The organism is Methylobacterium nigriterrae, from assembly GCF_037106235.1.
GTDB classification, from domain to species: Bacteria; Pseudomonadota; Alphaproteobacteria; order Rhizobiales; family Beijerinckiaceae; genus Methylobacterium; species Methylobacterium nigriterrae.
The window spans coordinates 142,029-168,379 of sequence record NZ_JBAWTG010000005.1; the positions used below are offsets into that span (position 1 = coordinate 142,029).

General features: G+C 68.9%; 27 protein-coding genes and 1 tRNA gene. 12 read left to right on the forward strand and 16 right to left on the reverse strand.

Going from position 1 to position 26,351, the window contains the following annotated elements:
* Positions 1 to 35: 35 nt before the first annotated feature.
* The 11 genes from nuoK to WDW90_RS05675 form a co-directional block, all read right to left on the reverse strand.
* Positions 36 to 341 carry an NADH-quinone oxidoreductase subunit NuoK gene (gene nuoK, locus WDW90_RS05625; RefSeq protein WP_003598182.1) on the reverse strand — a complete coding sequence of 102 codons (306 nt, stop codon included), beginning with the start codon at positions 339 to 341 and terminating at the stop codon, positions 36 to 38.
* A gap of 55 nt (positions 342 to 396) precedes the next feature.
* Positions 397 to 1,017, reverse strand: a complete 621-nt coding sequence (locus WDW90_RS05630; protein ID WP_336486331.1) for an NADH-quinone oxidoreductase subunit J — start codon at positions 1,015 to 1,017, stop codon at positions 397 to 399.
* 183 nt (positions 1,018 to 1,200) lie between these two features.
* Positions 1,201 to 1,689, reverse strand: a complete 489-nt coding sequence (gene nuoI, locus WDW90_RS05635; protein ID WP_336486332.1) for an NADH-quinone oxidoreductase subunit NuoI — start codon at positions 1,687 to 1,689, stop codon at positions 1,201 to 1,203.
* Between the two features lie 25 nt (positions 1,690 to 1,714).
* Complete coding sequence (nuoH, locus tag WDW90_RS05640; protein WP_336486333.1) at positions 1,715 to 2,737, reverse strand: NADH-quinone oxidoreductase subunit NuoH; 1,023 nt, start codon at positions 2,735 to 2,737, stop codon at positions 1,715 to 1,717.
* 12 nt (positions 2,738 to 2,749) lie between these two features.
* Entirely contained in the window at positions 2,750 to 4,831 is a 2,082-nt protein-coding gene (gene nuoG / locus WDW90_RS05645) for an NADH-quinone oxidoreductase subunit NuoG (protein ID WP_336486334.1), read from the reverse strand.
* Positions 4,832 to 4,871: 40 nt separating this feature from the next.
* A complete protein-coding gene (gene nuoF / locus WDW90_RS05650) occupies positions 4,872 to 6,173 on the reverse strand; it encodes an NADH-quinone oxidoreductase subunit NuoF (protein ID WP_336486335.1) in 1,302 nt (433 codons plus the stop codon).
* 9 nt (positions 6,174 to 6,182) lie between these two features.
* The gene (gene nuoE / locus WDW90_RS05655; protein ID WP_336486336.1) at positions 6,183 to 7,535 is read right to left on the reverse strand and encodes an NADH-quinone oxidoreductase subunit NuoE; all 1,353 of its coding nucleotides are present in this window, start codon (positions 7,533 to 7,535) and stop codon (positions 6,183 to 6,185) included.
* 14 nt (positions 7,536 to 7,549) lie between these two features.
* On the reverse strand, positions 7,550 to 8,740 hold the full coding sequence (locus WDW90_RS05660; RefSeq protein ID WP_336486337.1) for an NADH-quinone oxidoreductase subunit D: 1,191 nt from the start codon (positions 8,738 to 8,740) through the stop codon (positions 7,550 to 7,552).
* 11 nt (positions 8,741 to 8,751) lie between these two features.
* Positions 8,752 to 9,399: an NADH-quinone oxidoreductase subunit C gene (locus WDW90_RS05665; RefSeq protein WP_336486338.1), complete on the reverse strand. Its 648-nt coding sequence runs from the start codon at positions 9,397 to 9,399 to the stop codon at positions 8,752 to 8,754.
* Between the two features lie 8 nt (positions 9,400 to 9,407).
* Entirely contained in the window at positions 9,408 to 9,995 is a 588-nt protein-coding gene (locus WDW90_RS05670; protein WP_336486339.1) for a NuoB/complex I 20 kDa subunit family protein, read from the reverse strand.
* Positions 9,996 to 10,040: 45 nt separating this feature from the next.
* A complete protein-coding gene (locus WDW90_RS05675) occupies positions 10,041 to 10,406 on the reverse strand; it encodes an NADH-quinone oxidoreductase subunit A (RefSeq protein ID WP_336486340.1) in 366 nt (121 codons plus the stop codon).
* A gap of 341 nt (positions 10,407 to 10,747) precedes the next feature.
* Here WDW90_RS05675 and WDW90_RS05680 point away from each other — a divergent pair.
* From WDW90_RS05680 to WDW90_RS05690, 3 genes are all read left to right on the forward strand, one after another.
* Positions 10,748 to 10,824: transfer RNA gene (locus tag WDW90_RS05680), tRNA-Asp, on the forward strand.
* 107 nt (positions 10,825 to 10,931) lie between these two features.
* Positions 10,932 to 11,147, forward strand: coding sequence for a hypothetical protein (locus WDW90_RS05685; RefSeq protein ID WP_336486341.1), 216 nt, complete (start codon positions 10,932 to 10,934; stop codon positions 11,145 to 11,147).
* A gap of 174 nt (positions 11,148 to 11,321) precedes the next feature.
* Positions 11,322 to 11,831 carry a CAP domain-containing protein gene (locus tag WDW90_RS05690; RefSeq protein WP_336486342.1) on the forward strand — a complete coding sequence of 170 codons (510 nt, stop codon included), beginning with the start codon at positions 11,322 to 11,324 and terminating at the stop codon, positions 11,829 to 11,831.
* 16 nt (positions 11,832 to 11,847) lie between these two features.
* Here WDW90_RS05690 and WDW90_RS05695 read toward each other — a convergent pair whose 3' ends face one another.
* Positions 11,848 to 12,714 carry a LysR family transcriptional regulator gene (locus tag WDW90_RS05695; RefSeq protein ID WP_336486343.1) on the reverse strand — a complete coding sequence of 289 codons (867 nt, stop codon included), beginning with the start codon at positions 12,712 to 12,714 and terminating at the stop codon, positions 11,848 to 11,850.
* 97 nt (positions 12,715 to 12,811) lie between these two features.
* Between WDW90_RS05695 and WDW90_RS05700 the strand changes: the two genes are divergently transcribed.
* Positions 12,812 to 13,393, forward strand: coding sequence for a DUF4865 family protein (locus tag WDW90_RS05700; protein WP_336486344.1), 582 nt, complete (start codon positions 12,812 to 12,814; stop codon positions 13,391 to 13,393).
* Between the two features lie 4 nt (positions 13,394 to 13,397).
* Entirely contained in the window at positions 13,398 to 13,805 is a 408-nt protein-coding gene (locus tag WDW90_RS05705; protein ID WP_336486345.1) for a tautomerase family protein, read from the forward strand.
* A gap of 41 nt (positions 13,806 to 13,846) precedes the next feature.
* Here WDW90_RS05705 and WDW90_RS05710 read toward each other — a convergent pair whose 3' ends face one another.
* A complete protein-coding gene (locus WDW90_RS05710) occupies positions 13,847 to 14,791 on the reverse strand; it encodes a DMT family transporter (protein ID WP_336486346.1) in 945 nt (314 codons plus the stop codon).
* Between the two features lie 118 nt (positions 14,792 to 14,909).
* On the opposite strand from WDW90_RS05710, the gene WDW90_RS05715 reads away from it, so the two are divergent.
* Positions 14,910 to 15,854 carry a helix-turn-helix domain-containing protein gene (locus tag WDW90_RS05715; RefSeq protein ID WP_336486347.1) on the forward strand — a complete coding sequence of 315 codons (945 nt, stop codon included), beginning with the start codon at positions 14,910 to 14,912 and terminating at the stop codon, positions 15,852 to 15,854.
* 121 nt (positions 15,855 to 15,975) lie between these two features.
* Here the strand turns inward: WDW90_RS05715 and WDW90_RS05720 are convergent, their stop codons facing one another.
* Positions 15,976 to 16,167, reverse strand: coding sequence for a hypothetical protein (locus WDW90_RS05720; protein WP_336486349.1), 192 nt, complete (start codon positions 16,165 to 16,167; stop codon positions 15,976 to 15,978).
* Between the two features lie 499 nt (positions 16,168 to 16,666).
* On the opposite strand from WDW90_RS05720, the gene WDW90_RS05725 reads away from it, so the two are divergent.
* From WDW90_RS05725 to WDW90_RS05740, 4 genes are all read left to right on the forward strand, one after another.
* Positions 16,667 to 16,918: a hypothetical protein gene (locus tag WDW90_RS05725; protein ID WP_431310985.1), complete on the forward strand. Its 252-nt coding sequence runs from the start codon at positions 16,667 to 16,669 to the stop codon at positions 16,916 to 16,918.
* A 79-nt stretch (positions 16,919 to 16,997) separates the two neighbouring features.
* Complete coding sequence (locus tag WDW90_RS05730; RefSeq protein WP_336486351.1) at positions 16,998 to 17,393, forward strand: FixH family protein; 396 nt, start codon at positions 16,998 to 17,000, stop codon at positions 17,391 to 17,393.
* Positions 17,390 to 18,877, forward strand: a complete 1,488-nt coding sequence (locus WDW90_RS05735; RefSeq protein ID WP_336486352.1) for an efflux RND transporter periplasmic adaptor subunit — start codon at positions 17,390 to 17,392, stop codon at positions 18,875 to 18,877. Before WDW90_RS05730 ends, WDW90_RS05735 begins: the two co-directional genes overlap by 4 nt.
* Positions 18,874 to 22,086 (forward strand): efflux RND transporter permease subunit, encoded by a 3,213-nt coding sequence (locus tag WDW90_RS05740; RefSeq protein WP_336486353.1) that lies wholly within the window; start codon positions 18,874 to 18,876, stop codon positions 22,084 to 22,086. The genes WDW90_RS05735 and WDW90_RS05740 overlap by 4 nt, the downstream gene beginning before the upstream one ends.
* Before the next feature lie 137 nt (positions 22,087 to 22,223).
* On the opposite strand, the gene WDW90_RS05745 is transcribed toward WDW90_RS05740, so the two are convergent.
* Entirely contained in the window at positions 22,224 to 22,469 is a 246-nt protein-coding gene (locus tag WDW90_RS05745; RefSeq protein WP_336486354.1) for a hypothetical protein, read from the reverse strand.
* The gene (locus WDW90_RS05750; RefSeq protein WP_336486355.1) at positions 22,466 to 22,699 is read right to left on the reverse strand and encodes a hypothetical protein; all 234 of its coding nucleotides are present in this window, start codon (positions 22,697 to 22,699) and stop codon (positions 22,466 to 22,468) included. The genes WDW90_RS05745 and WDW90_RS05750 overlap by 4 nt, the downstream gene beginning before the upstream one ends.
* A gap of 423 nt (positions 22,700 to 23,122) precedes the next feature.
* Here WDW90_RS05750 and WDW90_RS05755 point away from each other — a divergent pair, with 423 nt between their 5' ends.
* Both WDW90_RS05755 and WDW90_RS05760 read left to right on the forward strand, forming a co-directional pair.
* Positions 23,123 to 24,871: a cache domain-containing protein gene (locus tag WDW90_RS05755; protein WP_336486356.1), complete on the forward strand. Its 1,749-nt coding sequence runs from the start codon at positions 23,123 to 23,125 to the stop codon at positions 24,869 to 24,871.
* Positions 24,871 to 26,325 carry a mechanosensitive ion channel family protein gene (locus tag WDW90_RS05760; protein ID WP_336486357.1) on the forward strand — a complete coding sequence of 485 codons (1,455 nt, stop codon included), beginning with the start codon at positions 24,871 to 24,873 and terminating at the stop codon, positions 26,323 to 26,325. Before WDW90_RS05755 ends, WDW90_RS05760 begins: the two co-directional genes overlap by 1 nt.
* Positions 26,326 to 26,351: the final 26 nt, after the last annotated feature.

Consider the following 26,351-nt stretch of genomic DNA (forward strand, 5'->3'; position numbering starts at 1 on the left):
AAGGTCCAAGGGTCAGGCTGAGCGGGATCGCCCCGTCAGCCCTTCATCATGCTGACGTCCTCGACCGCGATGGACCCGCGGTTTCGGAAGAACACGACGAGGATGGCGAGGCCGATCGCGGCCTCCGCGGCGGCGACCGTGAGGACGAACAGCGCGAAGACCTGGCCGGTGATGTCGTTGAGGTGGGTGGAGAAGGCCACGAGGTTGATGTTCACGGCGAGCAGGATCAGCTCCACCGACATCAGGATCACGATGACGTTCTTGCGGTTGATGAAGATGCCGAGCACGCCGAGCGTGAACAGGATCGCGGCGACCGTGAGGTAGTGGCTCAGTCCGATCATCGTCTGTCCCGTGTCTCCGAGCGAACTCTCCTCCCCCCCGCAGGGAGGGAGGATCTCAAACCTCGACGCCCTGGCGGGAGGGCACCGCGCGGGTCTCGACCGCCATGCCCTGCGTGCGGGCATTCTGGACGGCGATGTTCTGGCGCTTCACGCCCGGCCGGTCGCGCAGCGTCAGCACGATGGCGCCGATCATAGCGACGAGGAGCACGAGGCCCGCGATCTGGAAGAAGTAGGCGTATTCCGTGTAGAGCACGCGCCCGAGCGCGGCGGTGTTGGTGAAGCTCTCGCCCGCCGCGACGTTGCCGAGCGGCGCCTGCACGAGGCCCGGGTCGATCGTCCAGGAGCCCACCACGAGGATGAGCTCGATCAGGAAGATCGCGCCGATCAGCGCGCCCACCGGCAGGTATTGCTGGAAGCCCTGGCGCAGCTCGGCGAAATCGACGTCGAGCATCATCACCACGAAGAGGAACAGCACCGCGACCGCGCCGACATAGACGACGACCAGGATCATCGCCAGGAACTCGGCGCCCATCAGGACGAAGAGGCCGGCGGCGTTCACGAAGGCGAGAATCAGGAACAGCACCGAGGCCACGGGATTGCGCGAGGCGATCACCATGAAGCCCGAGGCGATCGCGACGCCCGCGAACAGGTAGAAGAAGGCGGCGGCTGCGGTCATGCTGTGTCGGATTCAGCCGCGCGGGGCGGCCCCTTCTGCCGTCAGTGAGCCAACGGCCGCACCGGCGGCCCGTCTATAGATCCCGGCCTTGCGGCGCACAACCCGAACCCGCGCGGGGGCGGGTAGCAGGCGGGCGGCCGAGGAAGGCGTGAAACCCGCGCCGGTGCCGACGCGGGGATCCGGTCAGCGGTAGGGCGCATCCATCGCGATGTTGCGGGCGATCTCGCGCTCCCAGCGGTCGCCGTTCAGGAGGAGCTTCTCCTTGTCGTAGAGGAGTTCCTCCCGGGTCTCGACCGAGAACTCGAAATTCGGCCCCTCGACGATGGCATCGACCGGGCAGGCCTCCTGGCACATGCCGCAATAGATGCACTTCACCATGTCGATGTCGTAGCGCGTCGTGCGCCGCGTGCCGTCGTTGCGGCGGGGGCCCGCCTCGATGGTGATGGCCTGGGCCGGGCAGATCGCCTCGCAGAGCTTGCAGGCGATGCAGCGCTCCTCGCCGTTGGGGTAGCGGCGCAGCGCGTGCTCGCCGCGGAAGCGCGGACCGCGGTGGCCCATCTCGAAGGGGTAGTTGATCGTCGCCTTCGGCTTGAAGAAGTACTTCATGGCGAGGATGAACCCCGACACGAACTCCTTGAGCAGCAGACCCTTGGCGACCTGATCGAGCTTCATGGCGCGATCTCCGAACTGGTGTGGCTCAGGCGCCCGGCGCGAGGCCGGTGAGCTTGAGGACGAAGGCGACGACGACGACCGAGATCAGCGAGAGGGGCAGGAAGACCTTCCAGCCGAGCCGCATGAGCTGGTCATAGCGGTAGCGGGGCACCATGGCCTTCACCATGGCGATCATGAAGAACAGGAAGCTTGCCTTGATCGCGAACCAGATCACGCCCGGCACCCAGGTGAAGGGCGCGAACGGGATCGGCGAGAGCCAGCCGCCGAGGAACAGCACCGTGCCGAGCGCGCACATGGTCATGATGGCCACGTACTCGCCGAGCATGAAGAGCAGGTAGGGCGTGGAGGAATACTCCACCATGTAGCCGGCCACGAGCTCGGATTCGGCCTCCGGCAGGTCGAAGGGCGGCCGGTTCGTCTCGGCGAGCGCCGAGATGAAGAACACCACGAACATCGGGAACAGCCAGAGCCAGTACCAGCCGAACAGGCCGAGCGCGGTGTCCTGCGCGAGGACGATGCGCGAGAGGTTGAGCGAGCCGGCGCAGAGCAGCACGCAGATGATCACGAAGCCGAGCGAGACCTCGTAGGAGATCATCTGCGCGGCCGAGCGCAGCGCGCCGAGGAAGGCGTATTTCGAGTTCGAGGCCCAGCCGCCCATGATGACGCCGTACACCCCGAGGGAGGAGATCGCGAAGATGTAGGTGATGCCGACATTGATGTCGGCGATCGCCCATCCTTCCGCGAGCGGGATCACCGCCCAGGAGGCGAGCGCGAGCGTCGCGAAGACGAGGGGCGCCAGCAGGAAGATGCCCTTGTTGGCGCCCGCCGGGATCACCGGCTCCTTGAGGACGAACTTCAGGAGGTCCGCGAAGGATTGCAGCAGGCCCCAGGGGCCGACCACGTTGGGCCCTCGCCGGAGCTGCACCGCCGCCCAGATCTTGCGGTCGGCGAGCAGCGCGTAGGCGATGAAGACGAGGAGCAGCGCCAGGAGCACGAAGCTCTTCAGCGCGATCAGGAGGACGGTGCCGAGCACTTCCCAGAAGGTCATCGGAGCGGTGCCTTATTCCGCGGCCTCGAGCGCGCGCCCGCGGGCGAGGCTCGAGCACTCGGCGAGCACCCGCGAGGCGCGGGCGATCGGGTTGGTGAAGTAGAAGTCGAGGATCGGCGAGCGGAAGGCGTCGCGGGCGGGCGTGCCCCCGAGCGCGCTGAGCCGGTCGAGCGCCGCGGCGGCGTCGGAGGGCTCGGCCGCGTCGACCGCGGCGAGGTGCGGGTGGTCGGCGTAGAGCGCCCGGCGCAGGGCCGCGAGCGAATCGTAGGGCAGGCGCTTTCCGAGCACGTCGGACAGGGCGCGCAGGATCGCCCAGTCCTCGCGGGCATCGCCCGGCGGGAAGGAGGATCGGTTCGCCCACTGCACGCGACCCTCGAGGTTCACGTAGGTGGCGTTCTTCTCGGTATAGGCCGCGCCGGGCAGGATCACGTCTGCGCGCGCGGCGCCGCGGTCGCCGTGCGTGCCCTGGTAGATCACGAAGGCGCCCGGCGCGATCTCGACCTCGTCGGCGCCGAGGTTGAAGACCACGTCGAGGGCGCCCGGCGCCGTCATGCCGGCGAGGTCGAGGCCCCCCTCCCCCGGCACGAAGCCGAGATCGAGGGCGCCGACGCGGGCGGCGGCCGTGTGGAGCACGCCGAAGCCGTTCCATCCCGGCGTGACCGCGCCGATCTCCTTCGCGAGCGCGGCGGCCGCCGCCAGGATCGCGGCGCCGTCGGGACGCGCGAGCGCGCCGATGCCGACGATCACGAGGGGCCTGGCCGCGCCCTTCAGCGTGTCGGCGAAGCTGTGGTTCCCCGCCGCGAGATCGGCCAGCGTGTCGGGGCCGGCGCCGAGATGGACATGGGGATAGGTGAGGTCCGCGGCCTCGCCGATGAGACCCACCGGCAGCGGCCCCATGCGCCAGCGCTTGCGGATGCGGGCATTGAGGAGCGAGGCCTCGATGCGCGGGTTGGCGCCGACGAGGAGGATCGCGTCCGCCTCCTCGATGCCGGGGATCGTCGGACCGAACGTGTAGGCGGCCCGGCCCCAGGCCGGGTCGAGCGCCTCGCCGGCCTGGCGGCAGTCGAGGTTCGTCACGCCCAGCGCCGTCATCAGGCCCCTCAGCGCGTAGGTCTCCTCCACCGCGGCGAGGTCGCCGACGAGGGCGCCGACGCGCTTTGGATCGATGCCCTTCATGCGGGCGGCGATGGCCGAGAAAGCCTCGCCCCATGAGGCGGGGCGCAGGCGCCCGTTCTCGCGCAGGTACGGTCGGTCGAGCCGCTGCAGGCGCAGGCCGTCGACGGCGTGGCGGGTCTTGTCGGAGATCCACTCCTCGTTGATCGCCTCGTTGACGCGCGGCTCGATCTGCATGACCTCGCGGCCGCGGGAATCGACGCGGATCGCCGAGCCCACCGCGTCCATCACGTCGACCGAATCGGTCTTGGTCAGCTCCCAGGGACGGACATTGTAGCTCTGCGGCTTGTGGACGAGGGCGCCGACCGGGCAGAGGTCGGCGACGTTGCCCTGCAGCTCCGAGTGCATCGCCTGCTCGAGATAGCTCGTGATCTCCATGTCCTCGCCGCGCCCAATCGCGCCGAGATCCGGCACGCCGGCGACCTCGGCGAGGAAACGCACGCAGCGGGTGCAGTGGATGCAGCGGTTCATGGCGGTCCGCACCAGCGGGCCGATATACTTCTCCTCGACGGCGCGCTTGTTCTCGCCGTAGCGGGTCGAGTCGACGCCGTAGGCCATGGCCTGGTCCTGCAGGTCGCAATGGCCGCCCTGGTCACAGATCGGGCAGTCGAGCGGGTGGTTGATGAGGAGGAACTCCATCACCCCCTCGCGGGCCTTCTTGGTCGTGCCGGAGCGCGTCAGCACCTCCGGCGGCTCGCCGTTGGGGCCGGGCCGGCAATCCTTCACCGCGTAGGCGCAGGAGGCGACGGGCTTCGGCGCCCCTTTGAGCTCAACGAGGCACATCCGGCAATTGCCGGCGATCGACAGGCGCTCGTGGAAGCAGAAGCGCGGGATCTCCGCGCCCGCGACCTCGCAGGCCTGGAGCAGGGTGTACTCGGCCGGGACATCGACCTCGGTGCCGTCGACGACGATCTTGGTCATACGTGCTTCTCGGTCTCGAACTTCATCGCGACGGGTGGGTTCACTCCGCCGCCATCGGCACGGGGTCGCTGTGCGGGTTGGCGCTGTAGCGGTCGATCCGCTTCTCGATCTCGGGCCGGAAGTGCCGGATCAGGCCCTGGATCGGCCAGGCCGCGGCGTCGCCGAGCGCGCAGATCGTGTGGCCCTCGATCTGCTTCGTGACGTCGAACAGCATGTCGATCTCGCGCTTCTGCGCGCGGCCTTCGGCCATGCGCAGCATCACGCGCCACATCCAGCCCGTGCCCTCGCGGCAGGGCGTGCACTGGCCGCAGCTCTCGTGCTTGTAGAAATAGGCGATGCGGGCGATCGCCTGGACGATGTCGGTGGAGCGGTCGAGCACGATCACCGCCGCGGTGCCGAGGCCGGAGCCGAGGGCGCGCAGCGTGTCGAAGTCCATCTTGGCGTCGATGATCTGCTCGGCCGGGACGAGCGGCACCGAGGAACCGCCGGGAATCGAGCAGAGCAGGTTGTCCCAGCCGCCGCGCATGCCGCCGCAATGCTTGTCGATCAGCTCCCGGAACGTGATCCCGAGTTCTTCCTCGACATTGCAGGGTTTGTTCACGTGGCCGGAGACGCAGAACAGCTTCGTGCCGGTGTTGTTCTTGCCCCCCAACCCCGCGAACCAGGCGCCGCCCCGGCGCAGGATGGCGCCGGCCACCGCGATCGACTCGACGTTGTTGACCGTCGTCGGGCAGCCGTAGAGGCCCATATTCGCCGGGAACGGGGGCTTCAGGCGCGGCATGCCCTTCTTGCCCTCGAGGCTCTCGAGCAGCGCCGTCTCCTCGCCGCAGATATAGGCGCCCGCGCCGTGGTGGACGTAGATGTCGAAGGGATAGCCGTGCACGTTGTCCTGGCCGACGAGCCGGGCCTCGTAGGCCTCGTCGACGGCCCGCTGGAGCGCGTGCTTCTCCGCCACGTACTCGCCGCGGATGTAGACGTAGCAGGCATGCGCGTTCATCGCGAAGGACGCGAGCATGCAGCCCTCGATCAGGAGGTGCGGGTCGTGCCGCATAATCTCCCGGTCCTTGCAGGTGCCGGGCTCCGACTCGTCGGCGTTGACGACGAGGTAGTGCGGGCGCCCGTCGGACTTCTTGGGCATGAAGGACCATTTGAGGCCCGTGGGGAAGCCGGCGCCGCCGCGGCCGCGCAGCCCCGAGGCCTTCATCTCCTCGATGATCCAGTCGCGGCCCATCTCGAGGAGGAACTTGGTTCCGTCCCAGGCGCCGCGCTTCCTGGCGGCTTCGAGCCCCGGCGAGTGCAGGCCGTAGAGGTTGGTGAAGATGCGATCCTGATCGGAGAGCATGTCAGGTCCTCACTGCTCGGATCGGCTCAGAGCCTGAGCCTGCCCCACCCAATCCTCGCGGTCGATCCGCCCCGGGAAGGCCAGGTAGGTGCCGACCCAGGCGATCTCGGGCTGAGTCCAGGCGGCGATCTGGTCGAAATGGTAGATGCCGAGCGCGTGCAGGCGCCGCTCGTTGCCGGGGCCGACGCCCTTGATGCGCGTCAGCGCATCGGGCGTGCCGGCCCGCGCCGCATCGAGGCCCCGGGGACGCGTGCCGACGGCGTCGGCCTTCTGCTCGGGGCTCGCATCCTTCGGCAGCTCGGCGAGCTTCGCCTCGATTCGGCTCTCCTCGGCCTCGGCCGCGATCTCGCCCTCGCTGGCGCCGGGGGCGACGGGCTGGGGCGGAACCTCGCCGCGCTTCAGCGCCGATTGCGCGCCGGCCTCGGCCGCCGCCGGCTCGCCCGCGGCGACGCGCTCGGCCGGCGTGTCGAGGACGGGGGCGTCGGTAGGACGGGCCTCCCCGTGCTTGGCGGTCGAGTGCCCGCGCTCGGCCGCGTCGGCCCGGTCCTCGGGCTTCACCGGCGTCTCGCCCGCGGCGGCGCGCTGGGCCGGAGCGTCGGTCACGGGGCGCTCGACGGCGCGGCCGGCATCGGGCCGGGCCGGCTTCGGGTCGCTGGCCGCGCGCTGCTCGCTCGAGGCGGCCTCGTCGTTGGCCGGAGTGCCCTCGCCGCCGTTCTCGAAGCGCTTGCGCCACGCGCCGATGCGCGAGCCGTCGAACAGGCCCGGGTCCTGCAGCGTGTTCACCGCGCCCTGCGGCTCGGAGGAGTGCCGGCCGGTCTGCGAGCCGACCTTCACGGGGCGTCCGGCCGCGAGGTCGTCCATCAGCTTGCCGAGGGATTCGGGCGTCAGGTCCTCGTAATAGTCGTGGTTGATCTGCGCCATCGGGGCGTTGCAGCAGGCGCCGAGGCACTCGACCTCGAGCCAGGAGAAGTTGCCGTCGGGGCTGACATGGCCGGGCGGCCCAAGCCGCTCCTGCAGCATCGCCTTGAGTTCGCGCGCGCCGCAGGAATCGCACGGCACCGTGCCGCAGACCTGGATCCAGTAGCGGCCGACCGGCTCGAGCGCGAACATCGTGTAGAAGGTCGCCACCTCGAGCACGCGGATATGCGGCATGCCGAGCTGGTCGGCGACCGCCTCGATCGCCTTTTGGGGCAACCAGCCGCCGTTCTGCTCCTGCGCCTTCCACAGCAGCGGGATGACGGCCGAGGCCTGGCGCCCCTCCGGATACTTGCCGATCTGCCCCTCGGCCCATTCGGCGTTCTGAGGAGTGAACGCGAAGCTCTCGGGCTGCTCGGCGGCGGGGGCTAGTCTGCGGTTTGCCATCTGTCGAAAAGCCTTCAGCGGTCCACTTCGCCGAACACGATGTCGAGCGTGCCGAGCACGCAGGACACGTCGGCCAGCATGTGGCCGCGGCACATCCAGTCCATTGCCTGCAGATGGGCGAAGCCCGGCGCGCGGATCTTGCAGCGGTAGGGCTTGTTGGTGCCGTCCGAGACGAGATAGACGCCGAACTCGCCCTTCGGCGCCTCGACGGCCGCGTAGACCTCGCCCTCGGGCACGTGGAAGCCCTCGGTGTAGAGCTTGAAATGGTGGATGAGCGCCTCCATCGAGCGCTTCATCTCGCGCCGGGGCGGCGGCGCCACCTTGCCGTCGAGCGCCGCGATCGGGCCCTGCCCCGTCGGCTCGCGGAGCTTGGCGATGCACTGCTTCATGATGCGCACGGACTGGCGCATCTCCTCCATGCGGATGACCTGGCGATCGTAGGTGTCGCCGTTCTTCCCCACGGGGACGTCGAACTCCATCTCCTCGTAGGCCTCGTAGGGCTGGGACTTGCGCAGGTCCCACGGGATGCCGGAGCCGCGCACCATCACGCCGGAGAAGCCCCAGGCCATCGCCTCGTCGACCGAGACGATCCCGATGTCGACGTTGCGCTGCTTGAAGATGCGGTTGGCCATGACGAGGTCGTCGAGGTCGTCGACCACCTGCGGGAAGGTCTCGCAGAAGGCCTCGATGTCGTCGATGAGCTTGGGCGGCAGGTCCTGGTGGACCCCGCCCGGCCGGAAGTAGTTGGCGTGGAGCCGGGCACCCGAGGCCCGCTCGTAGAAGATCATCAGCTTCTCGCGCTCCTCGAAGCCCCACAGGGGCGGCGTCAGCGCGCCGACATCCATCGCCTGCGTCGTGACGTTGAGGAGGTGGGAGAGGAGCCGCCCGATCTCGCAGAACAGCGTCCGGATGAGCTGGGCGCGGCGCGGCACCTGCAGCCCGAGCATCTTCTCGATGGCGAGGCAGAAGGCGTGCTCCTGGTTCATCGGCGCGACGTAGTCGAGCCGGTCGAAATAGGGCGTCGCCTGCAGGTAGGTCTTGTACTCGATCAGCTTCTCGGTGCCGCGGTGCAGGAGGCCGATATGCGGATCGACCCGCTCGACGATCTCGCCGTCGAGCTCCAGCACGAGGCGCAGCACGCCGTGCGCGGCCGGGTGCTGGGGCCCGAAGTTGATCGCGAAGTTGCGGATGTTGTGCTCGGTCATCGGGATGCTCCTCAGACCGACTTCTTCTCGTCGCCCGGGAGCACGTAATCGGTGCCCTCCCACGGCGACAGGAAGTCGAAGTTGCGGAATTCCTGGGTGAGCTTCACGGGCTCGTAGACGACACGCGCCTCGTCCTGGTCGTAGCGGACCTCGACGAAGCCGGTGAGCGGGAAGTCCTTGCGCAGAGGATGGCCCTCGAAGCCGTAGTCGGTGAGCAGGCGGCGCAGGTCCGGATGGCCCGAGAACAGGATTCCGTAGAGGTCGTAGGTCTCGCGCTCGTACCAGTTGGCGGCCGGGAACACCTCGATCACGGACGGGACCGGCGTCGCCTCGTCCGTCTGCACCTTCACGCGGATGCGGCGGTTATGGCGCAGCGACAGCAGGTGGTAGACGACGTCGAAGCGCTTCTCGCGGCCGGGATAGTCCGCGCCGCAGATGTCGATGAAGCAGCGGAAGGCGCAGGCCGGATCGTCGCGCAGGTAGGTCAGCGCGTAGACGATGTCGCTTGCCTGCACCACGAGGGTCAGCTCGCCGAACGCGATCCGCCGCTCGACGATGGCGGGCCCGAGAGCACCGGCAAGCTGGTCGCCGAGCGCCTGCAGGGCCGCCTCGCCGCCCTCCGGCTGGGTATGCGCGAGGATCGTGATGCCGTTGCTCATCAGATCCCTCAGCGCTCGATCGTGCCGGTGCGGCGGATCTTCTTCTGCAGGAGAAGCACGCCGTACAGCAGCGCCTCCGCGGTCGGCGGGCAGCCCGGGACGTAGATGTCGACGGGCACGACGCGGTCGCAGCCGCGCACCACCGAGTAGGAATAATGATAGTAGCCGCCGCCGTTGGCGCAGGAGCCCATCGAGATGACGTAGCGCGGCTCCGGCATCTGGTCGTAGACCTTGCGGAGCGCCGGCGCCATCTTGTTCGTCAGCGTACCGGCCACGATCATCACGTCGGACTGACGCGGCGAACCGCGCGGCGCGAAGCCGAAGCGCTCGCAATCATAGCGCGGCATCGACATCTGCATCATCTCGACGGCGCAGCAGGCGAGCCCGAACGTCATCCACATCAGGGAGCCGGTGCGGGCCCAGTTGATGAGCTCGTCCGCGCTCGTGACGAGGAAGCCGCGGTCGGCCAGCTCGCTGTTGATCGACAGGAAGGTCGGGTCGTTCTCGCCGATCGGCCGGCCGGTCGAAGGGTCGATGATGCCCTTCGGCTGCGGCGCGATCGCGGGAGCGCGGGAGAAATCTGTGGTGAGGGCCATGAATGCCTCAGGTCAACGTCGCTGCGTGTCGGCGCGGGGTTCGGCTCAGTCCCACTCGAGGGCGCCCTTGCGCCACTCATAGACGAAGCCGACGGTCAGGACGCCGAGGAAGACCATCATCGACCAGAAACCGTACCAGCCGAGCTCCCCGAAGGTGATCGCCCAGGGAAACAGGAAGGCCACTTCCAGGTCGAAGATGATGAACAGGATAGACACGAGATAGAAGCGCACGTCGAACTTCATGCGCGCGTCGTCGAACGCGTTGAAGCCGCACTCGTAGGCCGAGAGCTTCTCCGGATCGGGGCTGTTGTAGGCCACCAGGAAGGGGGCCACGAGGAGCGCCACCGCGATGAACAGCGACACCCCGATGAAGACGATCAGGGGCAGATAATCCGCCAGGAGGCCGCTCATGCGACACCTCTCGCGTTCGAGTGAGACCGCGGCGCCCTCGATCGGCTCGGCGGCACTGGAATTGCTCCAATGCCAGAGTGCGCACGGCGCGAGGCTTAGACGAGCGGTACGGGTGAAACAAGAGCGTTGCGCGTCGCACAATCGGCTCCCGTCGAGAGAGGTGGGTTGCTGTCGGCGCCGGGCCAACATGGCAGATCCGCGCAGGACCCCGCCGCCAGGGGGTTCCGCGGTGCCGGAAAACGGTGCGGTGCCGGCCTCGGCCGATTGTGAGGAAGGCTGCTTGACAGCCCGGGGCCGCCCACCTAAACCCCGGCCGTCGCCGCTTGAGGCGCACATGCCACGCGGGCGTAGCTCAGTCGGTTAGAGTGCCGGCCTGTCACGCCGGAGGTCGCGGGTTCGAGTCCCGTCGCCCGCGCCATGGTCTCTCATCTTCATGCCATCTCTCGACGCGGCTCGGCACGTCCCTAGCTGTTGGCGCTCGCGCGGCACGATGCCTGCCTGTCCGCGTCGACAGCGGAGAACGGCATGACAGGATTCGTCTTCCTCTACTTCACAGCCTGCATGGCGAGCGCGCCCGATACGTGCGACGCCAAGCGGATGCCCCTCGACGTCGGCGACACGGGCGCCTGCCTCCACGTCGCGCAGCCGCAGCTCGCCCGCTGGATCGGCGAGCATCCCCAGTACCGCGTGACGGCCTGGCGCTGCGGCGCGCCGCCGCGCGATCTCGGCACCCGGATCTGAGCGCGTTCACAGGACGGCCGCCGCGCCGTCGCGGCCAGTTGGAGGACGTCCCCGGCGTGCCTGCACGGCCACATCCGCCCGAAGGCTGGCCGGGGCGGGCGTCGGCGCCCCGTTTTCGCCGCATCGGCCCGGGATGGCGAGGCGACCTCCTCCGCTACGAGACGCCGACGCGCGATGCCGAGCCCCTCCCCGATCCGATTCCGCGCCGGCGCCGCCGCGGCAGCCCTCCTGAGCCTGGCGCTCGCCGGCTGCGGCACCACCTCGATCCTCGGCGAGGCCGAGCAGCCGACGCAGGTCGTCGTGCTCGACGAGCAGGCGGCGGCCGCCGCGATCTCGCGCTACCGCGCCCAGCACGGGCTCGGCCCCGTCATCCTCGATCCCGGCCTCGTGAAGGCCGCCTCCTACGCGGCCGGCGCGAATGCGGGAGCGGGCCGCCTCAGTCACGATCTCGGCGGCACCTTCACGTCGCGGATGGCGCAGGTCGGCCTCGCCAAATCCTACGCGGCCGAGAACCTGAGCGCGGGCTCCGAGACCTTCGACCAGGTGCTCGCCCGCTGGAAGGCCTCGCCCGAGCACAACCGGAACATGCTGATTCCGCAACTGCGCCGCATCGGCATCGCCCGCGTCGACGCGCCGGGCACCCGCTACAGGCGCTACTGGGCGCTCGTGATGGCGGGCGCCTGACGGCGACGCGTCCCGCTCAGCGCGCGACGGCCGAGCGGAAGGCCGTGGCGACGATCCGCAGGGCCTCGCGCGAGCGGGCATCGTTGAGGCGGGTGTGCAGCACCACTTCGGAGAGCGGCAGCACCGGAAGGCCGAGCTCCGCACCGACCTCGACGGCGCCGGCGGGCGCGACGCGCCCCGCGAGCGCCGCGACCGCGAGCCCGGCGCTGACCGCCGCGCCGACCGCCATCACGCCGCCGCCGACGAACACCTCCGTCCAGGCGATGCCGGCCTCGTCGAGCGCCCGGGTGGCGGCCGCGCGCACGCCGCAGGGCGCCGCGAGGGTCGCGAGGCGCAGGGGCTCATCGGGGCGATGGCGCCACCCCGGCGCCGCGAACCAGCCGAGACGCTCCTCCGCGAGCCGGCGCCCGTCCCGCCGCTCGCCCTCCCGCCGGACAATGACGGCGTCGATCTCGACCCGATCGAAGGCCGCGATCAGGTCGCGGGAGGCGGCGATGCGCACCTCGATGACGAGTGCCGGGTCATAGGCGGCGAGCTGTGCCACGAGGTTCGCCAGTTCCGGGCCGGCCACGTGATCGCTGATACCGAGCGTCAGCCGCCGGATCGGCGCGGGCGCCACGCCGCTCAGCGCCCGCTCGTGGGCCGACAGGAGATCGCGGGCGGGGGCCAGGAATGTCTCGCCCGGCCGCGAAAGCCGCACGTGCCGGGGCGTGCGCTCGAGCAACCGGCAACCGAGTCGGTCCTCGAGACGCTTCAGCTTCAAGCTGATCGCGGCCTGCGAGGTGTCGAGCACCTCGGCGGCCCGGGTGAAGCTGCCGAGGTCGGCGACGAGCACGAAGGCCTGCACGGTGTCGATATCGATCGCCCGCAGCGCCGCTGTCATTATAAAAACCCATCTCAGATATAATGATGCATATGTTTTCGTAATTTCTGTTCGATGGCAAGCCGTAGCCGCGGAATGGGTCCGCGGAGGAACCACGATGCTGGTCCAGCATTACCGGCACCGGCTGCCGGCCGATTATCCGATGGAGCGAATCCGGGAACGGGTGGCCGAACGCGCGCCCCTCTGGGCCGAGACGCGCGGGCTCGGCTTCAAGGTCTTCGCGCTTCGCGAGCGGGGCCGGAACGGCGCGTCCGAGAACGCCTACGCCTCCTTCTATCTCTGGCGCGAGACCGACGGAGCGGCGGCCTTCCTGACCGGCGGCCGCTTCGGCAGCGTGGTCGAGACCTTCGGCCGGCCCGGGATCGATACGTGGCTCGCCCTCGACGTGCGGGTCGGTCTGCGGGCCGGTGCCCGCACGCTCGGCCGCAGCATCGTCGATCTCGACCCCGGACGCGATCTCGGCGCATTGAGCGCGGACGAGGCCGAGCGCAATCGCGGGCTCGTCGCGCGGGGCGAGGCCCTCGCGGCGATCTCCGCCCTGGACCTGTCGGCCTGGCGTCTCGTGCGTCTCACGCTCTCGTCGGAGCGGCCGAGCGAAACGGGAGACGGCACAGCGCACGAGATCCTGCACCTCGCCGCGCCCGGATGGGCGCAACTCCCCGCCTCGGACCGGATTTGACCCGATGCCCATGACCCGGATTTCCCTGCGCCGCGGCAAGTCCGCGGCCTATCACGCCGCCCTGATGGACGGGATCTACCGTGCGATGCGCGAGACCTTCGCGGTGCCGGAGGACGACCGCTTCATGATGATCCACGAGCACGAGGCCGAGGGCTTCGCCTACGGCGCGACCTATCTCGGTATCGCGCGCAGCGACGACCTCGTGATCATCCAGATCACCTGCAACGACACGCGCGACGCCGCCCAGAAGACGGCGCTCTACCGGCGCATCGCCGACCGTCTCGATCGCGACCCGGGCCTGCGGCCGGAGGATGTCTTCATCAACCTCGTGGAGGTGAAGGCCGAGAACTGGTCCTTCGGCCACGGCCACGCGCAGTACGCCGTGCCCCACGTGCCCGAACCGACGGCGTGAAGGCGTGCAGCCGCCTCGCGTCACCGGACCGCGCGGCGCTTTCAGCTCGCCTGGCTTCGCCGCCCGAACCGCTCGGCGATGAAGATGCCGCCGAGGACGAGCGCGAGGGCGGCGGCGTTGTCCGGGCGGAAGGGCTCGCCCACCAGGGCAACGGCCAGGAAGGCGCCGAAGACGGGCACGAGGTTGACGAAGACGCCCGCCCGGTTCGGGCCGATCATCTCCACGCCACGCATGAAGAAGAGCTGCGAGATCAGCGACGGACCGAGCCCCACGAACACGACGATCGCCCAGCCCTGTCCGGTCGGCCAGACCAGGCGGCCCGTCCCCCATTCGACCATCAGGAGCGGCAGGGAGGTCAGGAGCGCGGCCGCCGCCATGGCGGTGAAGAAGGTCAGGCCCGACACCGCCGGCCGGCCGCGGAGGGCCACGGTGTAGCCGGCGTAAAGCAGGCAGGCGACGAGCATGAGGAGATCGCCGCGGTTGAAGTCGAGCGTGCGAAGAATCTGCCAATCCCCGTGCGTGGCCGCCACGGCGACGCCGAGAAGCGTGACCAGGACTCCGACGGCCTGTATCCAGCCGATCGGCGTGCGGTACACGGCGAAGCTGCAGGCCAGCACGACAACGGGGATCGCCCCCTGGAACAGGGCGAGGTTGGTCGCACTGGTGTAGGTGCCCGCAACGTAGAACAGGGCATTGAAGGCCGTATAGCCGCACCCGCCCATCAGGAGGATGCGACGCCAGCTCGGCAGGAGGAGGCGCCACTCGCGCGCGACCTGGCGCCCCGCGAGGGGAACGAGAGCCGCGCAGGCGACCAGCCAGCGCAGGCTGGTCAGCGCGAAGGGCGAGACTTGGCCGACGGCCCATTTGCCGGCGACGGCGTTGCCGGCCCAGATCAGCGCGGTCAGCGTCAGGAACACGTAGGCGCCCGTGACAGGCCGTGACGCGATCTCGTCTGAGCCTGTCGGGGTGGGTTGGAGGCGGGCCATGCCGGCCCCTACCATGAGCCCCTCGGCGCGTCAGCCGCGCGTCGCCGGCGCGGCCTCGCTCGGAGCGCGATGCACCCTCATCGCGTTACGTGCCGAACCTCCACCGAATCGAGCAGCTGTGATCCTCACGAGCCTACAATCCACGGAGCAGGTCGAGCCGAAGCGCGCCTTCGACTATTGGCGCAGCACGGCCCTCGCGCGCGTCGATGCGACGTCCGTCGTGCCCGACCGTGCCTTCGCGGCATCCCGCCTGCTCGCCGTATTCGCGCAGGGGACCCTGATCCACACCCGCAGCAGCCCGCTGATCATCGAGCGGCAGCCGCAACAGATCCGGCGCGACAATGCCGACGAGGTCTGCTTCAGCCTGCTGCTCAGCGGCTCCGGTCATCAGGAGCAGGGCAGCCGAGGCGCACTCATCGCGGCGGGCGATCTCGGCTTCGTCACGCTCGACCGCCCCTTCGTCTCGGGCGCACGCGAGCCCTACGAGGAACTGCGCCTTCACATTCCGCGCCCGGCCTTCCTGGCCCATGTCGGGAATGTCGAGGAGATCGCCGGGAGACGCATTCGCGGCGGAGGCCCGCTCCACGGCCTGTTCGCCACCTATCTGCGCAGCTTCGCCGGCTCGATCGAGCACATGTCGGCGGCGGAGGCCGCTCACGCGTTCGAGGGAGCCCTTCACCTGCTGCGGGGGCTCGTGCGCAGCCGGAGCGAGCGCCTCGAAGCCGAATTGTCGACGATGGCCCTGTGCTCCCTGACCCAGGCCTATATCGAGCGGCGTCTGCACGACGCCACGCTCAGTCCGGCCGGCATCTGCGCCGCCTTGCGGGTCTCGCGGACCCGGCTCTACGCCGCCTTCGCCGACGAGAACGGCATCGCCGCCGTGATCCGCGACGCCCGCCTCGACCGCGCTTACCGGCACCTGTCCTCGCCCGCCTGCGACGGAGAGTCGATCGCCGCCGTCATGCGCGCCTGCGGCTACCTCGATCCTGCCGGCTTCAGCCGCGCCTTCCGCCGGCGCTTCGGCCTGGCCCCGCGCGACCTGCGCGAGGGGCGCCGGCCGTGATCCGGGCCGCGTTGCCCGGGCCCGAGCATTTTCCGCCGAAGCGGACGCCGGTTCGGCGGAAAGAATGCGATGCCCTGATGAGTTGAGCGTTGTCCGTGATCCGAAGATCGCGGACAACGCCCTAGCCGATCAGGCGCAGCGTGCTCCCCGGCTGCGCGGCGCCGGTGGCGGCTCCGGGTGCGTGTCTCGCCCCCTGCGCCGGCAGGCGGTCGGAGAAGGCCACGACATTGGCGGCGGGCTCGCGGGAAGCCGCCTCGGCCAGGCGCTCCTGCTCGGCCGCAGCCTCCCGCTCGTCCGATGAGGGTCTCTTCAACGCCGCTGCGATGCGGGCCTTTGTTCGGACGGAGTAGCCTCTCCGCTCCAGCCAGGCCGGACATTGTGCTTCGCGCGTCATCTGTCCCTCGGAGGATTTGTACGGAGGCCGACGGATGCCAGGAGAACGGCATCGCCGCAGGATTGAACATGGCTGGGCGTCCCGATTTCTTGGCCCAGCGTCCCGGCCGAGCGGCGTCCACGCCGAACGGGACGGCGTCCGGACCGCCAGCGGCCGAAACAAGCCATCGACGGATCGAGGGTGAACACGTGCATCGCTGAACGATCCGCCTCTCTCGTCGCAGCCCTGGCCCAGGTCTGCCTTCAGCCCAGGTCTTCCTGCAACCGGCCCGATGTGAGATCTTGCACTCGTGACCTTCTGGCTCGCCCTTCGGCGGCTGCTCCCGCTCCTCGCGGTCGTCGGCCTTGCCCTTGCGCCAGTGGCTGCCCCAGCGGCCACCGTGGGCATGCACGCCTCCGTGGCAGCGCCGAGTCACCCGATGGCGACGTCGGACATGGCCGGGATGGCCATGGATGACATGCCCTGCTGCCCGCACGAGACGCCGACGATGCCGGACTGCTCGAAGGGCTGCCCCCTGATGGCGCTCTGCCTCGCGAAGGTCGTCTCCGGGCTGCCGAGCGGGATCGGCCTTCCCGTGCGGGTCGCGATCGTCGAGGGCGTGCTCTGGATTGGCGATGTGCCCTTCGACAGCCTCGCCCAGGCCCCTCCGCCCGAACCACCTCGATCCTGAGCCCGATGCCGCCGGCGTGAGCGCCGGCCGACGCCGCGTGCCCTCACGCGGTCCTCATCGTGTTCAGGAGATCCCACCCGTGACGAAGAACGCTTTCGCGCATGCCCTGCCGGCGGCGCTGCTTGGCCTTGCCCTCACCGGGCCGGCCCAAGCCGACATCAAGGACTACGAGTTCCAGCTCGTGAAGAACGAGGTGAAGCAAGGCGACGCCGTCCTCGACGTCCGCCTCGTCGATAGGCGCAGCGGCAAGCCGGTGCCGGACGCCGTGATCATGGCCAAGCGCATGGACATGGCCCCCGACAGCATGGAGGAGATGACCTCCAAGATCGAGCAGCTGCCGTCGCCGGAGCCGGGGGTGTACCGCTTCAAGACGAAGCTCACGATGGCCGGCGGCTGGCGCCTGTCGCTCGGGGCCAAGGTCCAGGGCGAGACTGGCACTGTCGAGAACAAGCTGGTTCTGCAGGCCGTCAAATGAGCCGGTCGGCATGGCTGGCCGGGACCCTCGTCGCGCTCGCGGCGGGGGGCACCGGCTATTGGGCGGGGCGCGAGGGCGGCCCCGTGCCGGCGCTCGTCGAGCGGGCGCGGGTGGAGTTCGCGCACTGGATGCCGGCCCGCAGGTCTGCTCCTGCGGCACCGGCAACCGCCAAGCCGACTGGGCCGGTCGTCTACTACCAGGACCCGGACGGCAAGCCGATCTACGCGCCCGAGCCGATGAAGACCGCGGACGGGCGGGATTTCCACGCCGTCCATGCCAGCGAGGACGTTCACTTCGACGCCGATGAGTCCGAGACGGAGATGCCGGCCGACATGCCGCCGCTCGCCTCGGCAAGCGCGCCCGCGGGCCCGCGACGGGTGCTCTACTATCGCAACCCCATGGGCCTGCCGGACACCTCGCCGGTCCCGAAGAAGGACCCGATGGGGATGGACTATCTCCCCGTCTACGAGGGCGAGGACACCGACACCGGCGTCGTGAGGATCTCGCCGGGCAAGATTCAGCGGACCGGGGTGCGCTCGGACGCGGCCGAGCGCCGCGTCCTGTCGGCGCCGGTGCGGGCGCCGGGCTCGATCGAGGAGGACGAGCGCCGGATCTCCGTGATCTCGATGCGGACGGATGCCTTCATCGAGAAGGTCGAGAACGTCACCACGGGCGACCACGTCCGCAAGGGCCAGCCGCTGCTGCGCCTGTTCTCGCCGGAGATCAACGCGGCCGCGGCCCAGTACCTGACGGGCATCGGCTACGAAGGTGCCCGGCGGCGCCTCGAGAACCTGGGCATGCCGGCCGAATTGATCGACGAGATCGAGCGCACCCGCAAAGTGCCCGCGACCCTTACCTGGTCGTCTCCGCGCGATGGCGTCGTCGTCGAGCGGAACATCTCGGACGGGATGCGCGCGAAGTCCGGCGACGTCCTTTTCCGCATCGTCGACCACAGCCGGGTCTGGGTCCTGGTCGACGTGCCTGAGCGCGATCTCGCCATAGTGGCCGAGGGACAGCGGGCGACGGTGAGGCCCAGGAGCTTCCCGGGTCGGGTCTTCACCGGAACGGTGGCGCGGATCTACCCGCATCTCGCGATGGGCACGCGGACCGCCCGCCTGCGGATCGAGCTGCCGAACCCGAACGGGGAGCTCCGCCCGGCGATGTACGCCGAGGTCGAGATCGCGACGGGCAACGACGAGCCCGTGGTGACGGTGCCGGACGATGCCGTCCTCGACACGGGAGCCAGACAGGCCGTCCTGCTCGACCGCGGCGAGGGCCGGTTCGAGCCGCGCGAGGTCAAGGTCGGCCGCCGGGGCGACGGGTACGTGGAGATCCGCGAGGGCATCGCGGCGGGCGACCGCGTGGTGACCTCGGCCAACTTCCTCATCGACGCCGAGAGCAACCTGAAGGCGGCCCTCCAGGGCATGGCTACGGCAGCATCTACGGCCGAGACGTCGGCGCTGGCCGAGGAGAAGCCGCGATGATCGCCCGCCTGATCGTCTGGTCGGCCCGCAACCTCGTGCTGGTCCTGATCGGCACGGTGTTCGCGGTCGCGGCCGGCCTCTATGCCCTGCGCACGCTGCCCCTCGACGCCATCCCGGACCTCTCCGACGTGCAGACCATCGTCTACACCGAGTACCCGGGCCAGGCGCCGCAGGTGGTCGAGGACCAGGTCACCTACCCGCTGACGACGGCCATGCTGACGGTGCCGAAGTCCAAGGTGGTGCGGGGCTTCTCCTTCTTCGGGGTCTCGTTCGTCTACGTCATCTTCGAGGACGGCACCGACCCGTACTGGGCCCGAAGCCGGGTGCTCGAATACTTGAATGCCGCAGGGCGCCGACTGCCAGCGGGCGTGACGCCGACGCTCGGGCCCGACGCGACCGGGGTCGGCTGGGTCTACCAGTACGTGGTGGTGGCGAAGGAGCGGACGCTCGCCGAGTTGCGCTCCCTGCAGGACTGGGTGGTCCGCTTCGGAGCTTCACGGGCAGAGGGCGTGGCGGAGGTCGCGGGCGTCGGCGGCTTCGTCAAGCAGTACAACGTCGTCGTCGATCCGAACCGGCTGCGCGCCCAGGACATCTCGCTCAGCAAGCTCCGGGACGCGATCCGCGCGAGCAATGCCGATGTCGGCGGCCGCACGGTCGAGCTCTCCGAATTCGAGTTCATGGTCCGCGGCCGCGGCTACGTGAAGAGCGTCGCCGACATCGAGAACATCGTCCTGAAGACCGAGGGCGGCACACCGTTGCGAATCCGCGACGTGGCTCGGGTCGAACTCGGGCCGGACGAGCGCCGCGGCATCACCGAGATGGACGGCGACGGCGAGGTCGCCGGCGGCATCATCCTCCAGCGCTTCGGCGCCAACGCGCTGAATGTGATCGAGAGCGCCAAGACCCGCCTCGCCGAGGTCGCGAAGAGCCTGCCCGCCGGCACCGAGATCCTGCCGGTCTACGACCGCTCGCAGCTCATCGACGCTGCCATCGAGACCCTGCGGAGCACGCTGGTCGAAGAGAGCGTCGTCGTCTCCCTCGTCTGCGTCGTCTTCCTGCTCCACGTCCGCAGCGCGCTCGTGGCCATCCTGATGCTGCCGGTCGGCATCCTCATGGCCTTCGCCGGCATGAAGGCGCTCGGCATCGGCGCCAACATCATGTCACTCGGCGGCATCGCCATCGCGGTCGGCGCCATGGTCGACGCGGCGATCGTGGTGATCGAGAACGCCCACAAGCACCTGGAGAGGGCGCCGAGGGGCAAGCCGAGAGTCGAGATCCTGGTGGAGGCGGCGGCCGAGGTCGGCCCCGCGCTGTTCTTCTCACTCCTCATCATCACGGTGAGCTTCCTGCCGATCTTCACCCTGGAGAGCCAGGAGGGCCGGCTGTTCGGGCCGTTGGCCTTCACCAAGACCTTCGCGATGGCGGCCGCCGCGCTCCTGTCGGTGACGTTGGTGCCGGCGCTGATGGTGATCTTCGTGCGCGGCCGGATCGTGCCGGAGCACCGAAACCCGGTGAACCGGCTCCTGATCTGGCTCTACCGGCCCATCATCGCCGCCGTGCTCCGGGCTCGGGTCCTGACCGTCTTGGTGGCCCTGCTCGTCCTCGTTGCCACGGCCTGGCCGGCCCGCCAGCTTGGGTCCGAGTTCATGCCGGAACTCGACGAGGGCACGCTGATGTACATGCCCACCACCCTGCCGGGCATCTCGGTCACGAAGGCGGCGGAGCTCCTCGCGACCCAGGACCGCATCATCAAGTCCTTCCCGGAGGTCGCCTCGGTCTACGGCAAGGCCGGCCGCGCCAGCACCGCGACCGATCCGGCCCCGATGGAGATGTTCGAGACCATCATCAGCCTGAAGCCGAAGGCGGAGTGGCGAGCGGGCGTGACGCTGGCGAGCCTGAAGGCCGAGATGGATCAGGCCCTGCAGTTTCCCGGCGTCTCGAACGCCTGGACGCAGCCGATCCGGGCCCGGATCGACATGCTCGCGACCGGAATCCGCACGCCGGTCGGCATCAAGGTGCTCGGCACCGATCTCGGCGAGATGGAGAAGGCCGCTCGCCAGGTTGAAGCTGTGGTCCGCGCCGTCCCCGGCACGTCGAGCGCCTACGCGGAGCGGGTGATCGGCGGCTACTTCCTCGACATCACGCCGGACCGGGAGGCGCTCGGGCGCTACGGCCTCACGGTCGGCGGCGTGCAGGACGTCATCGCGATGGCGCTCGGCGGCGAGAGCGTCACCAACACGGTCGAGGGCCGCGAGCGCTACACCGTCAACGTGCGCTACCCGCGCTCCTTCCGCGCGAACCCGCAGGCGATCGCGGACGAGGTGCAGGTGCCGCTCCCGGGCGGCGGGACAGTGCCGCTGGGGGAGATCGCCAAGGTGCAGCTCACGCGCGGCCCGACCTCGATCAGGACCGAGAACGGCCAGCTCGCCGTCTACCTCTTCGTCGACATCGCCGGACGGGACCTGGGAGGCTACGTGGCCGAGGCGCAGGCGGCCGTGGCCAACGCGGTCAGGCTCCCGCAGGGCACGACACTGCAGTGGAGTGGGCAGTTCGAGTATCTGGAGCGGGCCGAGGCGCGGCTCAGGATCGTGATCCCGCTGACGCTGCTGATCGTGTTCCTGCTCCTCTACCTCAACTTCCGCCGTCTCACCGAGACGCTGATCGTGATGCTGTCGCTGCCCTTCGCGCTCGTCGGCGGCGTCTGGCTGATGTGGTGGATGGGATTCAACCTGTCGGTTGCGGTGGCGGTCGGCTTCATCGCGCTCGCCGGTGTCGCGGCCGAGACCGGCGTGGTGATGCTGGTCTACCTCGACCATGCGCTCGACGAGATTCGGTCCCGACGGGCGCGGGACGGCCGATCCCTCACACGCGAGGACCTGCGCGAGGCGATCATGGTCGGCGCCGTCGAGCGGGTGCGCCCGAAGATGATGACCGTGGTCGCCATCATGGCCGGCCTCCTCCCGATCCTGTGGAGCACCGGCTCAGGCTCCGAGGTGATGCAGCGGATCGCCCTGCCGATGATCGGCGGCATGGTGTCCTCGACCATCCTCACGCTGGTCGTCATCCCGGCCATCTACGGGCTCGTGAAGAGCCGCGGATTACCAGTGCGGGGCTCGGCCGGCGACGGCGGCCGGCCGATCTTGGAGCTGCAGGTTGCGGCCGACACGGTCGACGCCATCCGCGTCACGACGCCGGAGATCCGGTTCTGACACCCGGCTCCTGACGCGCCGGCTTCCACCCACAATCCATCTCTGACCCATGGCCGCTCTCTCGGGATGATGAGAACGTCGCACGCTCGGGCGGCAACGACTGGTTCGGTCCGACCCGCCGGGCGCTGGGGATCTGATCAGCCGCAGCGCGGTCGCCAGCCGGCCGCTTCAGTGGGCCCGCCGCGCGAGCCGAAGGGTGCCGACTGCGAGGCCGAGGCCGCCGGCCGGCACGGCGAGCAGGAGCAAAAGCTGAGAGCTCGTCGCTCGGCCGGCGTGTGATGACCGCGCCGGGTGAACCGGTCGGCAATGCGGTCGATGGCAGGCCCGCCGAGCCCCATCACAACAGGCGCGACGAACAGGATGTAGGTTTGGCCGGAGATCATGGCCGCAACCTCCCGGGAAGCGGCTGCGCCGCATCATGTCGGCCCGCTGCGAACGAAACTCGAATGAGGCCGCTGAGGGCGAGTTCCCAAACCGGCGCGGTCGGCGCGCTCACGCCGTAGATGAAGGCAGCGAATGGCGCGAGGACACCGACGGTGATCGAAGCCGTGGCGAGGGTGTTCAGAGCATTGGCGCCGAGCTTCACCCGCTCGGTGAGGATAGGGTCGCTCATTTTGGGTCCGTTCGCGAGAGCGCTTCATATCGTGCAAACAATTATAGCACTTGTGCGGCTTGTTTAGTGAGGTGCGCGCGCCCGAGAGATGCGTACTGCGTCTAGAAAATCTTGCTGAAGGAAAAATCGGCGTCCTTCACTCGAGTCGGTGATCAAGAGAGAGCGTTCTAGCTCAAGAATCTGGGTATTCCGGAGAGCGACATCAGCCGTGTTGCTCTTGTGTTACAGCCCGCAGCCTAGTTGTGATGCCAGGAAGCTATGGACGTTCGGGCCGGTGTCGACAGCGCCGCTCTGATTCGTTGCCGACCCACCGCCGCATTCGAAGGCACGCAACACCGCAAAGCCTATCGAGGCTGCGGCTGCCTACTCCATGCGGTTCCCTACAGCGCAGCAGCACTTCGACATCACATGATCAGGGCAGAGATGACAGCGCCGATCTCGACCGTACTGGATAGTGGTTTCGAAGGACGTGGTGACGGCGCGGCTCTCGATATGCGCCAGATCATCCTCGCCCTCGTTGTCACGGCGGTCATCGTTGGAGGAGGAATTCTTGCTGGTGTCAGTCAGTACGCCAGCTCACGCCATGTCCTGATCCACGACGCAGAAACGCGAGCCTCGCGCTTCGACACGGTCTACCGCGAGGCCTCCGAGGCGCGGCTTCAGTCGCTGCGCCTCGGTGCCGAGATCATAGCACGGGACACGCTCATCGTCGCCGCACTCACCCAGCGCGATCGAGCCGAGCTCGCGCGGCGCTCGGTGCCGTTGTTCGAGCAAGTGCTCAAGCCACGCTTCGGCGTCACAATTTTGGGTTTCCAAGTCACCGCCGACGTCAACTTCTTCCGGGCGCATCGTCCCGACCTGTTCGGAGACAGCCTGGCCGATCGCGCGATGGTTGCGGCCGTGATGAAGTCGAGGCTCCCGGTAGCCGGCTTGGAAATCGGCCGCATCGGTCCGGAACTGCGCGTGATTGCGCCGGTCATCTCAGGGGAGACCTACGTCGGAAACCTGGAACTCGGCAGTTCGCCCTGGGACGCGTTGCAGATCGCGGCCCAGGCGACCGGCCTGGACTTCGGCTTCGCCCTTGACCGCCGAACTGCCGAGACGCTGGACCGCGCACGCGGGACGACCGATTTGACGAAGGGCGAGGTCCTCTACATCCGCTTCTCGCGGCCGGAAGCACGTGACCTGCTTGCCGCCGCACCGTTCAACCCGGCCGAGACCGCACCCCTGGCGGCGCGCGGCGAGACGCGCGAGGTCTTCGTGCAGACGATCCCGATCTTGGATGTGAGCCGTCAGCCGGTGATCCACATCACCGTGGCGGAGGATCTGACCGATGCGCTCGCCGACGCGCGGAACAGGATCGCCCTCTACACCGGGTTGGCGACGGCGATCCTGCTGGCCGTTGTCCTTGTCGGGCTGTTTCAGTTCAGGGCTCTGCGGGCGCGGCTGGAGCGCAGCTTTTCCGGACGCCTTCAGGAGGTGCGCAGCAAGGCGCGGGCCTACGACCGGATCAGTCAGTCATTGCGCGATCTGGATGCCTGGAAAGTCGGCCTCCTGACCGAGCTGATCCTGCTCGTTCGCGATCCGCTCACGGCTGTCCAGGGAGCAATCGATACGGCCGCACGCGGAACCTGCGAGGTCTCGGGACCGGCCCTCGCCTTCGCCGCAAGCGAAGTCCGACGTCTGAACGCGGCCGTAGAGGATCAGTCGACGATGCTGCTGATGCGCGACCGGCTCAAGCGCGCCGAGGTGGAATCCGTGGATCTCGCGTCGCTCGCATCGGAGGTCGTCACCGAGGCGGGAGGGCCGCCTGCAGTTCAGCTCAACGTGCCGGCCGGCCTGCCGCCGGCAAGGTGCAATGCGCCCCTGTTGCGCGCGGCGCTCCGCACCATCGTCGTCACGTTGCAGCGTCGCACGGTCACGACGTCCATCGTTGTCGCGCTCAAGCTCGAGGATGGTGCGATCGTCGGCCGTGTCGCGGGATCCGGCACCTGGCGCGGCAACCCGCCAAGCCTCGACGAACTGGTGGCGTTCGGTACGACAACGGAAGAAGAGCCCGGCAGCCCGCTCATCCTCGCGCGCCTTACCCTCCAGCAATTCAATGGTTCCCTCTCGTTCCTCGAGGGTGAGGCGAACCGGGTTGGTTTCCTCTTCGATCTGAAGACTGCCTGATGCGCGCACGCTTCGTTCCGCGACCGCCGCTGACCCTGATCCTGTCCTTCCTGGCAGTCTCGGGATTGCTCATGTTCGAGGACCTGTTCGCCCGCCCCTTCACCTTCCTCACCGGCATCAACTTCGAGGCCGTCCGGCGCGGCGAGACGGCACTTCTATTGGGGATTGCCGCGCTTCTGATCGCGCGCTTCGTCCGGCGCGACCTGATCCACGGCCTTCTCGAGCAACGAGCCGGTAAGGCGCTGCCGCATCTGATCGGCGACGTCGCGAGCCTCTCGGTGCTCGTTGTCGGCGGCGCCGTCATCATGACCGGCGTGTATGGTTGGGATATCGGCGCCGTTGTTGCGGCGGGCGGCCTGAGCCTCGCGATCCTCGGTCTCGCGCTCAAGGACGTCATCCTCGCCGTTTTCAACGGCGCCGCCTTGAACGTCGAGAACGCCTTCATGGTCGGTGATCGCGTCAAGATCGGTGAGGTCGACGGTACCGTGGTGCAATCGACTTGGCGCAGCACCACGATCCTCACCAAGGCACGGCGCCTAGTCACGATCCCGAATGTCGCTCTGGGCACGGCGTCGATCACGAACTTCGACCGACCGAACAAGAGCGAGCAGCGCATCCTTGAGATCTGCCTGGACTACGACGTCACCGCGGAGAGCGCCGAACGCATTCTGCTCGCGGGCGTGATCGGGGCTGCCGGAGTCTCGCTCGTCGACGCGCCGCGGGTTCACGCCATCCGGCTCGATCGCGACGGAGTGCTCTACGCCATCCGCTACGTGATCGCCGACCATGACCAAGGGCTCTCCTCCGATCATGCGGTCATCAAAAGCATCCTGGCGCATCTGCGCGACGCCGGAATCGGGGTCGCCTATCCCAAGCAGGAGGTCGTCACTGCGGAACGCAGGATCCGCGTCGCTGACCGCACCGTCGACCGGCGCGTGCTCGTGCAGCAATGCGGATTGTTCCGCGGCCTGCCGTCGGCCGTTCAAGCTCGGATTGCCGACACGCTCATCGAGCAGAAGTTGCAGGCGGGCGCATCGCTCATCGCAGCGGGCGCGGTGCGCCCGTCGCTTTTCATAGTCGGGGAGGGCTTGATGAAGCGGCTGCGCGCGCGGCCTGACCGGCCAGGCTTCGTCGAGGAGCGCTATGTCGCAACCCAGGCGTTTGGGCGACGCGCATTCCTCTCAGGCCTGCCGCATCCCGCACCGATCAGCGCCGTCACGCAAAGCCTCGTCTTCGAACTCACCCGCGCTGCCTTCGCGCGCATTCTCGCCGAGCATCCCGAGATCAAGACGTTGCTCGCGGCAAACCTCGCGCGCTCACCGACCCTCGAAATCACGCACGCCACCGACGTCAGCGCTCTCGAAGCCCGCGCGGAGCGCCCTGCTGCGTTCTATCTCGGTCTGCTGGACTCCATCGCATCGACAGAAGCGAACACGGTTGAGCACTCTACCTGACTGTTCGCCTCAACCGGGCCGACTGC

Coding starts and splice junctions, on each gene's coding strand:
- nuoK (WP_003598182.1), bottom strand. CDS start 341: ATGATCGGACTGAGCCACTACCTCACGGTCGCCGCGATCCTGTTCACG.
- WDW90_RS05630 (WP_336486331.1), bottom strand. CDS start 1,017: ATGACCGCAGCCGCCGCCTTCTTCTACCTGTTCGCGGGCGTCGCGATC.
- nuoI (WP_336486332.1), bottom strand. CDS start 1,689: ATGAAGCTCGATCAGGTCGCCAAGGGTCTGCTGCTCAAGGAGTTCGTG.
- nuoH (WP_336486333.1), bottom strand. CDS start 2,737: ATGACCTTCTGGGAAGTGCTCGGCACCGTCCTCCTGATCGCGCTGAAG.
- nuoG (WP_336486334.1), bottom strand. CDS start 4,831: ATGACCAAGATCGTCGTCGACGGCACCGAGGTCGATGTCCCGGCCGAG.
- nuoF (WP_336486335.1), bottom strand. CDS start 6,173: ATGCTCTCCGATCAGGATCGCATCTTCACCAACCTCTACGGCCTGCAC.
- nuoE (WP_336486336.1), bottom strand. CDS start 7,535: ATGGCAAACCGCAGACTAGCCCCCGCCGCCGAGCAGCCCGAGAGCTTC.
- WDW90_RS05660 (WP_336486337.1), bottom strand. CDS start 8,740: ATGACCGAGCACAACATCCGCAACTTCGCGATCAACTTCGGGCCCCAG.
- WDW90_RS05665 (WP_336486338.1), bottom strand. CDS start 9,399: ATGAGCAACGGCATCACGATCCTCGCGCATACCCAGCCGGAGGGCGGC.
- WDW90_RS05670 (WP_336486339.1), bottom strand. CDS start 9,995: ATGGCCCTCACCACAGATTTCTCCCGCGCTCCCGCGATCGCGCCGCAG.
- WDW90_RS05675 (WP_336486340.1), bottom strand. CDS start 10,406: ATGAGCGGCCTCCTGGCGGATTATCTGCCCCTGATCGTCTTCATCGGG.
- WDW90_RS05685 (WP_336486341.1), top strand. CDS start 10,932: ATGACAGGATTCGTCTTCCTCTACTTCACAGCCTGCATGGCGAGCGCG.
- WDW90_RS05690 (WP_336486342.1), top strand. CDS start 11,322: ATGCCGAGCCCCTCCCCGATCCGATTCCGCGCCGGCGCCGCCGCGGCA.
- WDW90_RS05695 (WP_336486343.1), bottom strand. CDS start 12,714: ATGACAGCGGCGCTGCGGGCGATCGATATCGACACCGTGCAGGCCTTC.
- WDW90_RS05700 (WP_336486344.1), top strand. CDS start 12,812: ATGCTGGTCCAGCATTACCGGCACCGGCTGCCGGCCGATTATCCGATG.
- WDW90_RS05705 (WP_336486345.1), top strand. CDS start 13,398: ATGCCCATGACCCGGATTTCCCTGCGCCGCGGCAAGTCCGCGGCCTAT.
- WDW90_RS05710 (WP_336486346.1), bottom strand. CDS start 14,791: ATGGCCCGCCTCCAACCCACCCCGACAGGCTCAGACGAGATCGCGTCA.
- WDW90_RS05725 (WP_431310985.1), top strand. CDS start 16,667: ATGGCGACGTCGGACATGGCCGGGATGGCCATGGATGACATGCCCTGC.
- WDW90_RS05735 (WP_336486352.1), top strand. CDS start 17,390: ATGAGCCGGTCGGCATGGCTGGCCGGGACCCTCGTCGCGCTCGCGGCG.
- WDW90_RS05740 (WP_336486353.1), top strand. CDS start 18,874: ATGATCGCCCGCCTGATCGTCTGGTCGGCCCGCAACCTCGTGCTGGTC.
- WDW90_RS05745 (WP_336486354.1), bottom strand. CDS start 22,469: ATGATCTCCGGCCAAACCTACATCCTGTTCGTCGCGCCTGTTGTGATG.
- WDW90_RS05750 (WP_336486355.1), bottom strand. CDS start 22,699: ATGAGCGACCCTATCCTCACCGAGCGGGTGAAGCTCGGCGCCAATGCT.
- WDW90_RS05755 (WP_336486356.1), top strand. CDS start 23,123: ATGACAGCGCCGATCTCGACCGTACTGGATAGTGGTTTCGAAGGACGT.
- WDW90_RS05760 (WP_336486357.1), top strand. CDS start 24,871: ATGCGCGCACGCTTCGTTCCGCGACCGCCGCTGACCCTGATCCTGTCC.